The sequence below is a fragment of the Paraburkholderia phytofirmans OLGA172 genome, from assembly GCF_001634365.1.
Classification (GTDB): Bacteria; Pseudomonadota; Gammaproteobacteria; order Burkholderiales; family Burkholderiaceae; genus Paraburkholderia.
Map to the genome: position 1 here is coordinate 1095144 of NZ_CP014579.1, position 12086 is coordinate 1107229.

Annotated in this window: 5 protein-coding genes; 4 read left to right on the forward strand and 1 reads right to left on the reverse strand. The window is 61.8% G+C overall.

What is annotated here, in order from left to right; genetic code table 11:
- Positions 1-26 precede the first annotated feature (26 nt).
- The 4 genes from AYM40_RS25120 to AYM40_RS25135 all read left to right on the forward strand — a co-directional run bounded on the left by AYM40_RS25120 (position 27) and on the right by AYM40_RS25135 (position 10306).
- The gene (locus AYM40_RS25120) at positions 27-7625 is read left to right on the forward strand and encodes a type I polyketide synthase (RefSeq protein ID WP_063498908.1); all 7599 of its coding nucleotides are present in this window, start codon (positions 27-29) and stop codon (positions 7623-7625) included.
- 85 nt (positions 7626-7710) lie between these two features.
- On the forward strand, positions 7711-9075 hold the full coding sequence (locus AYM40_RS25125; protein WP_063498909.1) for an aminotransferase class I/II-fold pyridoxal phosphate-dependent enzyme: 1365 nt from the start codon (positions 7711-7713) through the stop codon (positions 9073-9075).
- A 106-nt stretch (positions 9076-9181) separates the two neighbouring features.
- A complete protein-coding gene (locus AYM40_RS25130; protein WP_063498910.1) occupies positions 9182-9451 on the forward strand; it encodes a hypothetical protein in 270 nt (89 codons plus the stop codon).
- Between the two features lie 174 nt (positions 9452-9625).
- The gene (locus AYM40_RS25135; RefSeq protein ID WP_063498911.1) at positions 9626-10306 is read left to right on the forward strand and encodes an SOS response-associated peptidase; all 681 of its coding nucleotides are present in this window, start codon (positions 9626-9628) and stop codon (positions 10304-10306) included.
- A gap of 180 nt (positions 10307-10486) precedes the next feature.
- Here the strand turns inward: AYM40_RS25135 and AYM40_RS25140 are convergent, their stop codons facing one another.
- A complete protein-coding gene (locus AYM40_RS25140) occupies positions 10487-11413 on the reverse strand; it encodes a helix-turn-helix domain-containing protein (RefSeq protein WP_236721076.1) in 927 nt (308 codons plus the stop codon).
- Positions 11414-12086: the final 673 nt, after the last annotated feature.

Sequence of the window (12086 nt, forward strand, 5' to 3'; positions counted from 1 at the left end):
AGCTAAAGAAATACGAGGAAAATGGGATGAATACGCCAATTGCGATAGTGGGAATGGCATGCCGGTTTCCTGGCGGTGTGTGCAATCCTGACGATTACTGGAATCTTCTGGTCGCAGAGAAGGATGCAGTAACCGAGGTACCTCCAGAGCGCTTCGGTACCGAGTTTTACCAGCATCCAGCAAAGCGCGAGCCCGGCAAGAGCTACACATTTTCGGCAGGCGTGCTCGACGATGTCATGGGTTTCGATGCGGAATTTTTTGGCATCTCGCCGCGCGAAGCGGCGCAAATGGACCCGCAGCAGCGACTCCTGCTCGAACTCGCCTGGGAGACGTTTGAGGACGCCGGCCGCTTGCCAGGCAAGATGGCCGGCAGCAATTGCGCGGTGTTCGTCGGTGTTTCGAGTCAGGACTATGGCGACCGCAATGTGGACGACCTGAGCGTCATCGACGCCTATTCGGCGACTGGCAATACGTCCAGCATTGTCTCGAACCGGATTTCGTACCTGTTCGACCTGCGTGGTCCGAGCATGTCGATCGACACGGCCTGTTCCTCCTCGCTGGTGGCGGTGCATCAGGCTTGCCGGTCGATCTGGTCGGGTGAAGCGGACGCAGCGCTTGCCGGTGGCGTCAATCTGTTGCTCCACCCGTTCGCTTTCATCGGGTTTTCGAAGGCGTCGATGCTTTCGCCAACGGGCCGTTGCCGCGCTTTCGATGCTGCGGGGGACGGCTACGTACGTGCGGAAGGCGGCGCGCTCATCCTGCTGAAATCCCTCGAGAAGGCTATCGCCGACGGCGATTCGGTCCATGCCGTGATCGTCTCGTCCGGCGTCAATTCGGACGGTCACTCGCAAGGCGGGATCAATGTGCCCGCCACGGCGACCCAGGCGCGCCTGCTGGAAGACGTCTACGCGCGTGCGGGTATCGATCCAGCCTATGTCTCGTACATCGAGGCGCACGGCACGGGCACCGCGGTCGGCGATCCGGTCGAAGCTCGCGCGCTGAGCGAGGTCATCGGGCGGCGACGCGCGCCAGGCAGCCCGTTGCTGATCGGCTCGGCGAAGAGCAATCTGGGACACCTCGAGCCCGCGTCTGGCATGGCCGGCCTGCTGAAGGCGATTCTCTGCCTCAAACACCGCGCCGTTCCGGCCTCGATCCATTTCAGGAATCCCAATCCCAACATCGACTTTGCCGGGGGCGGACTGCAGGTGGTCGATCGCTATACGCCGCTCGAGGCCCACGCGCATCCATTGACGATAGGCATCAATTCGTTTGGATTCGGGGGGACGAATGCGCATGTGCTGATACGCGAGGCTGACCCAGCGTCGCGCGCGGGGCATCCTGGGTTGGTCCCGCAGGAGGGTGCACAACCGCTGCCGCTCATGCTAAGCGCGCGTTCTCCGAAGGCGTTGCATGCACTGGCCGCCGCGTATAAGACTCGTCTCGAGCGAGGCGATCCGTGGTCAGCGCTTGCGCTCGGCGCCGCACGCAAACGGGAATGGCTGAGTCATCGCGCCATCGTCAGTCCCGCAGCATTGGAAGACGGCGTGGCAGCGCTCGACCAGCTGTCCCAGGGCGAAACGACATCCTCGATCGTCACCGGGGAGGCGTTGGACCCGAACGGAAAGGTCGCGCTGGTCTTCTCTGGCAACGGCTCGCAATGGGCTGGCATGGGGCAACGTCTGCTCGAAGAGGACGACAACTTCCGCGCAGCACTGACCGAACTCGACATACTGTGGCGAGCGGACGGCAGTCCTTCCCTCGTCGATGAACTGCGCGCTGGCGTCACGGCCGAACGGCTTGCCGACACTGATTGTGCCCAGCCACTGCTTTTCGCGCTCCAGTTTGGCGTCGTGCGCGTCATGCAGTCACGCGGCCTGCAATACGATGCATGTTTCGGCCACAGCGTCGGCGAGGTCGCTGCTGCCTGGGCATCCGGAGCTTTGACGATCGAGCAGGCGGTGCACGTCATCAAGATTCGCAGCGGCGCACAGGCGAAAACCCGTGGTACAGGGAGAATGGCGGCGGCAGGTCTGAGTGAGGCGGCGGCGCGCCAGTTGATCGACACACTGGGTCTTGCGGATGAACTTGAAATTGCGGGCATCAACAGCCCGCAGGCAGTCACGCTTGTTGGCGCTCTGCAGGCACTGGAGGCAGTCCAACAGGTCCTTCTCTCAGGAGGGCAATTTTTCCAGATTCTCGATCTCGACTACGCATTTCACAGCGACCGCATGGACGCAATTCAGGGACTCGTGCTCGACGGTCTCGACGATCTTCGTCCGCATGATACGCAGCGGGTGTTCGCGTCATCGGTGACGGGCGGCCTGCTATCCGGACACGCGCTCGATGCGTCGTACTGGTGGAGAAACATCCGCGAGCCGGTTCGCTTCGACGAAGCGACTCGCAGCCTGATCGACGCTGGCGTGCGGCTTTTCGTCGAAGTGGGCCCGCATCCGATCCTGCGCACCTACATGACGCACACGATCGAACAGTCGAAGGTGAAAGGCCGTCCACTCCCCACGCTCATGCGCAACCAGGACAGCGCCGCGGATCTGCATCTCGCGATCCACGCAGCTTTCGCGAACGGCGCCAGCATCGACCTCGATAAGGGTTTCCCTGTCAGTGCTGGCAGCATGAACTGCTCGTTGCCGACCTATCCGTGGCAACGGGAGCATTACATGTCGCCGCCGACCCCAGAAGGCTACAACCTCGTCAACCGGCGCCGCGAACATCCACTGCTCGGCTATCCACTGAAAGATCATGCGGCTGCCTGGGAAAATCAGATCGACCCGGTCAGGATGCCCGTGCTCGCAGACCACGAAGTCGATGGCGCGGCTACCTTTCCGGGTGCGGGATATGCAGAAATGGCACTAGCGGCGGCGCGGATTCACTTCGGCACGGTGAAATGCGCGGTTGAAAACCTTGAAATCCGGACACCGGTCGTATTTCAGCCGCAACATGCCAAGCTGTTCCGCTTCACACTCGACACGCACACCGCTGGCTTTACGATTGAGACGCGCACGCGCATGTCGGACGAGCCCTGGGCGCTCAATGTAACCGGTCGCCTGCTGGCAGGCGGTCCAGACTCCGCTGGCGCGCCAAATGTTGCGGCCGATGAGCTGGCGCAGTTCGACACGTACCCTCGGATCGATGCTGCGTCGCTCTATGAGGGCGCAGCGTCGATTGGGTTGCACTACGGTGATGCGTTCCGGTGGGTGCAATCGTTGCGCCTGGCGGGCGACGCCGCGCTCGGCGAGCTCGCCGCACCGCCCGCGCTGCAGGGCGCGCTGCAGGATTATGTCTTCCACCCGGCAGCGATGGATAGCGGTTTTCATCCGTTGTTCGCTCTCGTCGCGAACCAGGACAGCACTGACGAGGGGCATCCCGCGTACGTTCCGGTACACATGGGACGCATCGACTTTTTCGGCGGCAACGCGCCGGCTCGCGTACTCGTGCGAATCGAGCGGCGCAGCCCTCATTCCCTCGTCGCCTCATTCACCTATCTTGACCAGGACGCAGGCGTCATTGCAAGGATCAGCGCCTGCCGCTTCCGCCGTGTGGACTTCACTGGCCGTCACCGCCCCGAACCCGGGCGTTTCGTATTCGTCGCAGAGGCGCGACCGTACAACGGTGACGTTATCGCGGCCGGTTTGCCGGCTCCTGCAGTCCTGTTTGAGTCTGCCTCGGGCGCAGTGGCCGCAAAAGAAGATGCGCAACACCGCAATACGCATCTGACGCAGGTCTTGCCCCTTCTCGACGTGCTCGCCGCGGCTTATGCGCTGCGCGCTATCGAAGCGCTGAACATCATCGGCAGCACGTCGTTGCCAGCCACCCGGAACCAGCCGCTGCTCGAGCGTCTCGTCGCGATGCTCGTCGAGGACGGCGTGCTCGAGATCGTCGATGGACATGTTGAGCGCGGTCAGGAAGCGTTGCCGTCCATCGAAGACTTGTGGCGCGGCCTTCTCGCGCTCTCGCCTGGTCATGCCGCCGAGCTCGCGCTGATGGCGCGCTGCGGTGCAGCGTTGCCTGCCGTGCTGAGCAGCGAGGCGCAGGCAGATACGGTGCTCCCTCCTGTTCGCAGTGATCTGGTCGATCATCTTTACGAGTCCTCGCCGAGCTGGTCACACGCCAATGCATTCGTGCGCGCGAGCCTCGAGGCAGCAGTCGACGCGTGGCGTGAGCCCCGTCGGCTGCGGGTGCTCGAAATCGCGACACCTGGCATAGGTGCATTTCACCCAGTCGCTGCGCATCTGCAGACCCGCTGCGATTATGCAATCGCAGCGGGCGTGGAGCAGCTAGGTACGATCGATGCGAGCAGCCATCCATACATTCGCACGGTTTCGCTGGAGCTCGGCGAGGAACCGACGCTGGCGACCGAACCGGGGCGGCCCGCGCAGTATGACGTGGTGGTGATCAAAAACATGTTGCGTGCGAGTGCGCAACCGGCACGGCTGATACAGGCGGCACGCTCGTGGATGACGCCGGATGCGATCCTGCTGGTGAGCGAAAGCCAGCCGAGCCGCGTCTCGGACCTGGTATTTGGCCTCGACGCCAGCGCGTGGACGCACGAGCGCGCCGGACTGCTCAGCGCGAACCAGATCACGACGCTGCTGCATGGCCAGGGGCTTGAGGACCTGGTGCGTCATATGGAAGGTGACCTCGAGATCGAAGGTGCGCCGGTTGTGATCGCCGCGCGGCTACCTGCGAACGACGCGCTCGTGACACCCGAAGCAACCGTTGAGCCCCAATCGGCGCACTGGCTCGTCGTATTTGCCGGGGCAGCGCAGCAGCCGCTGGCGGATACCCTCGTGAATGCATTGCAGGCCGCCAGTCAGGTCGCGGCCAGCTGCACCCTCGAGGCTTTGGCCGACGAGCCGGCCCGGCTTGCTCGACCAATGGGTAACGGCACGCCTCGCATTGTGTTCATGGCGGCAACGGCAGATGCCGTACCGCACAACGCGGACGGTGCCGCGCTGATGGAGGCACAGGAAAGCACGTCGATTGCGCTCGCACGGCTCGTACGCACCATCATCGGCAGTGCGCCGGACGCGCATGCGAGCCTGTGGATCGTGACGAGCGGCGGCGCTCCGATCCTGGGCGAGACCGGCGATGCACTGGCAACCCGTCCCGAACAGGCCACGCTCTGGGGACTCGGGCGCGTGCTGATGAATGAGCATGCGGAACTGGGTTGCCGCCTCGTCGACGTCGAACCGGGCTGCGACGCACCAGAAGCGCTGCTCGTTCGCGAGCTGTTGTCACAGGAGAGCGAGGAGGAGGTACTGCTGACCTCGCGAGGCCGTTTCGTGTCGCGCATGGTGCCTGCCGCAACGGAGGATCTGCGCAAGACCCGTGCTCAGGCAGGTGCGCACGAGCGTCCAGCCGTGCTCGGGTTCGAGGCGCCCGGATCGTTGCGTAATCTTCAGTGGTTCGCGCTGAAGGAGCGCGAACTGGCGTCAAACGAAGTCGAGATTGAACCTGTTGCCGCGGGCCTTAACTTCCGCGACGTGATGTACGCGATGGGTTTGCTGTCCGACGAGGCGGTCGAAAATGGCTTTGCGGGGCCGACCATCGGGATGGAAGTCTCGGGGCGAATTGTGCGCGCCGGTCCGCAGGTGGACGGCTTCAAGGTCGGCGACGCGGTGCTGGGCTTTGCGCCCGCATGCTTTGCGTCGCGTGTCAGGACACGTGCTACGGCGATTGTGATCAAGCCGGAGAGGTTGACTTTCGCGGAAGCAGCGACGATTCCGACGACCTTTTTAACCGTGTACTACTCACTGCGCGAACTCGCCCGGCTGCGCCCCGGCGAGCGCGTGCTGGTGCATGGCGCGGCAGGGGGGGTCGGCATTGCGGCCGTCCAGATCGCGAAACACTTGGGTGCCGAAGTCTACGCGACCGCAAGCAAGGAGAAGCGAGAGTTTGTCCGGCTGCTCGGCGCCGATCACGTATTCGATTCACGCAGCCTCGCTTTCGCCGACGAAATCCTGCATCGCACCGCAGGCGCAGGTGTCGACGTCGTTCTCAATTCGCTGGCTGGCGAGGCGATGGTCCGCAGTATCGATGTGCTGCGTCCGTTTGGCCGTTTTATCGAGCTAGGCAAGCGGGATTTCTACGAGAACACGCTGATTGGACTGCGGCCGTTTCGCAATAACATCAGCTACTTCGGCGTCGACGCAGACCAGTTGATGAGTGCACTGCCGCAACTGGCGGCGCGCCTGTTCGACGAGATCATGGACCTGGTCGCGCAAGGCGCGCTCCATCCGTTGCCTTACCGCACGTTCGCGGCTGAACATGCCGGGGACGCTTTCCGGTACATGCAACAGGCAAAGCAGGTCGGGAAGATACTGCTGACTTTCGATGCGGGCGTGCCGCCACCGCAAACGGCACCCGCCACCCCTCTGCGGCTCGACCCACACGCCGCTTATCTGGTTGTCGGCGGCACAAGCGGGCTGGGTTTTGCAACAGCGCGCTGGTTTGTCGAAAAGGGCGCGCGGCATCTTGTGCTCGCGAGCCGTACCGCGAAACTCGCGCCGGAGCTTACTACCGAAGTTCAATACTGGACGGACGAGTTGGGGGTGGCGGTCACGCTCGCATCGTGCGATGTAACGGACGCGGCAGCGGTAGCGCAGCTCATCGAAAGAACTGACAAGGCGGTGGCGCCGCTCAAGGGCGTGGTGCATTCGGCGTTGAGCATTTCCGACGGCCTCGTTGCGAACCTCGACGATGCGCGCATGCGTACGGTGATGGCGCCCAAGGTGGCGGGCGCGTGGAATCTGCATCAGGCAACGCGCGGGCTGTCGCTTGACTTTTTCGTTGTGTACTCGTCGGCAACGACGTTCCTTGGAAATCCAGGGCAATCCAATTATGTTGCCGCGAATGCATTCCTCGAATCGCTGGTTCTGTTGCGCCGTGCAGCAGGACAGCCGGCGTGCTTCATGGCATGGGGGCCTATCGATGATGTCGGTTTCTTGTCACGCAACAGGGAGACCCGCGATGCGCTTGAAGCGCGTATCGGTGGTCGTTCGATTACCTCGGGCGAAGCAATGGCCGCGCTGGAGCGCGTGCTGGTCGCGCAACGGGCGGGGGAGGCGGTGGTATGGCTAGAGTGGGAAGCGATTACGCGGGTGATTCCGTCAGCACGTTCCGAGCGCTACATCGAGATGCGCAAGCGCGAGTCTAACGACGCGCAACGCGCCGAGGGCCCGGGCCTGCGAGAGGACGTTCTCGCGCTGACGGTGACAGAAGCCCAGCAACTGGTTGCCGAGGCGTTGCGGGCTGAGATCGGGCGCATCCTGAACCTGTCGACGGCGAAGATCGAACTGGATCGATCGATCCTCGACATGGGGATGGATTCACTGATGGGTATGGAACTGCGCATGGCGATCGAGGAATGCTTCCAGGTCAAGCTGTCGGTCATGATGCTGACCGAGGGCGTCACCGTGAATTCGCTCGCGCAGAGAATCGTTGAGTTGATCCGGGGGGACGGCCAGGACAGTAGTCAGAAATCGGAACTGGAGCAGCAGGTCAGCGCCCTGGCGGCAACGCACGCGGTCGAGGTCAGTGCGGATGATGTCAGGGAAATGGCCGACCGTGCGATGCAACCCTCGCGGAAACAGGCATCCGGCCGGTAAATGACGGCACGCTTACGTGCGTCAAGGTGGTGGCCGGCAATCGGTCATTAAATAAGGATGGCTAACAGATAGAAAGGAGCGGGATATGGGATTGGGTCAGCAATTCAGGCAACAGCTTGCCGCCAAGGCGCTCAAGCGCCAGCTCGAGCGTGTGGGCGACGATATCAGCGGGGTCACCCCGGTTGTGCATGAAGCACTGCGCTCCTCGCCATCGGGCCTGCGCTCGCCCGCGAATGGCTCCGTCGATTATGAGGCGCTGCGCCGTTTCGACACGATGCCCGGTTATCAGCAGGTGGCGATCATGCGGCAAATGCGGGAACAGCTTCATATCGAGTCGCCGTTTTTTCGCGTGCACGAAGGCAATGCGGGTGCGACGACGCGGATTGGCGAGAAGACCTACGTCAACTTCGCGAACTATAACTATCTCGGTCTCTCGGGTTCGCCCGTGGTTCTGGCCCGGGCGAAAGCTGCGATCGACCAGTACGGCACCTCCGCGTCGGCAAGTCGCATGGTCGCCGGAGAGCGGCCGATTCATGGCGAACTCGAGCGTGCACTAGCGAAGCTCTACGAGGTCGACGACTGTGTCGTATTTGTGAGTGGTCATGCAACGAATGTGACCGTTATTGGCTCGTTGTTCGGTCCGTCTGATCTGATCGTTCACGATTCGCTCTCGCACAACAGCGTCATACAAGGAGCGATACTGAGCGGTGCGAAGCGGCTCCCCTTTCCACATAACGATTGGGCTGCGCTGGACGAATTGCTCACGCGCGTACGAGGCAACTATCAGCGTGTGCTGATTACGATTGAAGGGCTGTACAGCATGGACGGCGACATCCCCGATCTCGCCCGGTTCATCGAGATCAAGCGTCGCCATGCGGCGTTCCTGATGGTGGACGAGGCGCATTCGCTGGGTGTCCTGGGCGAAACCGGCAAAGGGGTGCGCGAGCATTTTGGTGTCGATGGGCGCGACGTCGACATCTGGATGGGCACGCTGAGCAAGACGCTTAGCGGTTGTGGCGGCTTTATCGCCGGCGCGCAGACACTCATCGATATCCTGCGCCATCTTGCGCCGGGCTTCATGTATAGCGTCGGCCTTGCGCCGGCGCTTGCCGCCGCTTCGCTCGCTTCGCTCGAGTGCATGCAATCTGAACCACAACGGGTCACCCAGCTTCGCGAGCGCGGCCAGCAGTTCCTGAAGGAAGCCCGGCGCGTCGGTTTGAACACAGGGACAAGTGCTGGATATGCGGTTATTCCGGTGATTACCGGAAGCTCGCTGAAGGCTGTTCAATGGTCGAACGCGCTCTTCGAACAGGGTATCAACGCTCAGCCGATATTTTATCCGGCGGTCGAAGAGAAGCTGGCGAGACTGCGATTTTTCATTTGTTCGACGCATACATCCGAGCACATTCGCGTCGTGATCGATGCGCTTGAGCGCATCGCTGGCGGCTAGGTGCGATAAGCACTTGGGTGATGCGAGGTCGACCAGGGGATGTGCAGTCGTCAGGCCAAACAGAATAAGCCGTACAAAGACCCGCATCACCTATGGGGATTCTTATATGTTCAGTGTCAAGGATGAAGTATCGGACGTGGCAGCTGAAATCGAAAATCTCTGCGGCACGCTCTTCGATCGATGGTGCGAAAAGCGCAGTGTGGTTCCGCTTGCCTATTTGATGCACAGTTGGCCGCTCGCTGCGCCGACGCCGCTGCGGATCATGCGTTTGTCGTGTGTACTGCGAGACCTGATGAATGCTTATTGTGAGTCGTTGGACGTTGACGACCGCCAGCTCATTCACACAGTAGTCGCGATTGCCAACCGTGTGATTTAGCGGACAGGAACTGGATGACCACGCCCGGCTGTCCGGTGCTCGATCGACATGGGTCAGGTACCGGGGTGCGCAGCCATGGATGAGGTGCGTCGTTGCGGCCGGTGCGGGCGGGGGCGGTGTGTGGATGCCGCGCGCTGGCTGCAGACCGTTAGCCAGACAAGGAGAGTGTCAGGTATGTGTGGCCGCTATGTTCGCGCGCGTGCTGGACTGGAGTATTTGGCGCCATTGGTGTCCGGTCATGGTGACTTTCCCGTGGGGCTTGATGTGTGCCCGAGCTGGAACATCGCGCCTGGCACGTGCCAGCCGATCGTCTACCCGGCAGGCACGCCCCGCCGCGTGCGCTGGGGCTACCGGACCCCGTGGGCCATGCGTAAACGCCCGCGTACCATCATCGACGCCACAAGCGGAAATTTTGACTCGTCGGCGTGGAAAGCGCTCTGGAGAAATGGCCGGGTGATTGTGCCTGGCGACGGCTGGTTCGAGTGGGTGGACGCTGTGGACGGAAGTCAGCCGTACTTCATCCGGCGCATGGATGGCGAGCCACTGTTCATGGCAGCGCTGACCAGCCAGCAGCTGGAAACGGAAGCTCACGATGGTGATGGTTTCATGATCGTTGTCACCGCCGCCGATGCAGGCCCCCTGGACGTGCACGCCTTGCGGCCTGTGGTGTTTGCCGCTCCCGATGCACGCGTATGGCTCGACCCCGATACGTCGCCCGAGCTGGCAAGCTATCTGGTGCATCGTGTGGCGCTGCCCGCCGGATCCTTCGACCGGTTTGCGGTCAGCCGTGCCGTGAATTGGGCGGACAGGCAGGATGGCCCGAGCCTGATTGAGCGCACCGCGGCGCCCAGGTGAAAGGTTGCGATGCGTGCGATCAGTCGATCTGCCGACTCGTGATTCTGGTTTTCACCGATCGGCAGCCGAAACATTACGCGCACTTCGCCGTAAAGCCGCCCGATGACTCGCGCATTCCCCAAGGAAATGCCTGTCGATACCTGCGAGGGCCTGCGGGTGCGATTCCCGTGAGCTACTCACCTAAGCGTTTCTAAGGGCGAGCCGCTCCGACGGCCGCTTGCTCGCCCGATATTGGCTTGGTGTTGTCGCAAGATGCTGACGGAAGAGCTTTGACAGCCGCGCACCGCAGCCGATTCCGCAGCGCCGTGCGACCTCGTCGACCGGGAGGTTGGTTTCAGCAAGCAGGTCGCAGCTCTTGTGAAGGCGTATGTGTAACAGATACTCAGAAGGTGTTATCCCCATTTCAATCTTGAACCGTCGCAGGAAGTTCCGCTCGCTCATGGCGGCCGCCTGTGCTGCGTCGTCGATTGCGATGGGATGATCGCTGTTTTCCTCCAGCCATCGCGCGGACGCCCGGATCTTTTCGCTGACGCAGGCACCTGCGTTCGTGCGCTCGATTGCATTCAAATGCGTCTGCACCGCGGGCGCTACCCAGTCGGCAATCCGTGTGGCGATCTCCGCGCCGAGGTCTTGCTGGACTATCGCTAGCGCGATTTGCATCGGGTTAATGAGGTCCGGGGAAGCGCATGCGTTCGCAGCACCGACTACGATGTCGCCAGCCCGTATTCCATCATGGAAACCGTAGGGGAGCGCTCTGCCTGCTGCGGCTTCGAGCAGCAACCGTCCTTCGTCGATCGGGAAGATCAGATCGGTGGACGCGTAGGTGTACCGCAACCATGTAATCAGGCGTTGGTCGCGCAGTGCGTTCTTCACCCCCGAGCCGCCAGCAATAAAGAGCGCGTAAAAATAACCGGCGCCGTTGAGCGCTTCAATACGCTCGCTTCCGACGAACAACGATGACGAGCTTGCGATTCTACCGCCGGGGGCCGACAGGAGGCGGACGTCGTAAGGCGCACCTCCTTGCGCGGCGTAGTCAGTCAGCGCGTTCGCGGAGTGGAATATTTCTATGATGCGGGCGACCTTCGGTAGCGCAAAACCGTCGTACAAGGCGACACCGATACATCTCCGGGCGGTGACGCCAGGCCGGACATGGGATTGAAGTTCGCAACCCGTTTCCTCATCGAAGCGGCAATTCATGTGGCTTCCCCGGAAATGTTCTATTGCTTTGTTTGCACGAGACTCAGTGCCTGAACCGATCCTAGTCAGCCAGGCTCGCTGCAGTGTTTGATTTGACCGAATTAGTCACGATGTTGTCGGATCGAGATCATTTGCAGCGAAGGCGTTCGTGCTATTCGTACGATGATTGCGCCACATCGAGATGTCCCCACTGCAGATCGAGGGCTCGCACCCACATGCCAACGGTGTTGCGACGCCCAGCGTTGGTGCGGCGCGGAAACGCTCCCCGAGCGGCTTTCGACGTTTTCTGGCGCTTCGCGCGCAAACGTGTGCGACGAAGAAAGCCGGCCTTTTAAGACGGGAAAGTAGTAATAAGTACCTCCCGTGTTGTAATCCGTCAAATGTGTATTTTTTCCCGCCAAGGTTTACGCCTGCTGGCGTATTATTGCTATGCTGCAACGCAATAGCGTAAATATGAGCAACGAGAGCGGGGGCAGGCATGAGTAATACTCGGTCGGGGAAAGGTGTTGCGAATCGCACGCGACAGACGTTCGCGCTGCCGCGTGCGATTGGCATGTGCGCTATGGCCTTCCGATTACTAGCA

Excerpts from the sequence above, each read along its gene's own strand:
- AYM40_RS25120 (WP_063498908.1), top strand. The coding sequence starts at position 27 with ATGAATACGCCAATTGCGATAGTGGGAATGGCATGCCGGTTTCCTGGC.
- AYM40_RS25125 (WP_063498909.1), top strand. The coding sequence starts at position 7,711 with ATGGGATTGGGTCAGCAATTCAGGCAACAGCTTGCCGCCAAGGCGCTC.
- AYM40_RS25130 (WP_063498910.1), top strand. The coding sequence starts at position 9,182 with ATGTTCAGTGTCAAGGATGAAGTATCGGACGTGGCAGCTGAAATCGAA.
- AYM40_RS25135 (WP_063498911.1), top strand. The coding sequence starts at position 9,626 with ATGTGTGGCCGCTATGTTCGCGCGCGTGCTGGACTGGAGTATTTGGCG.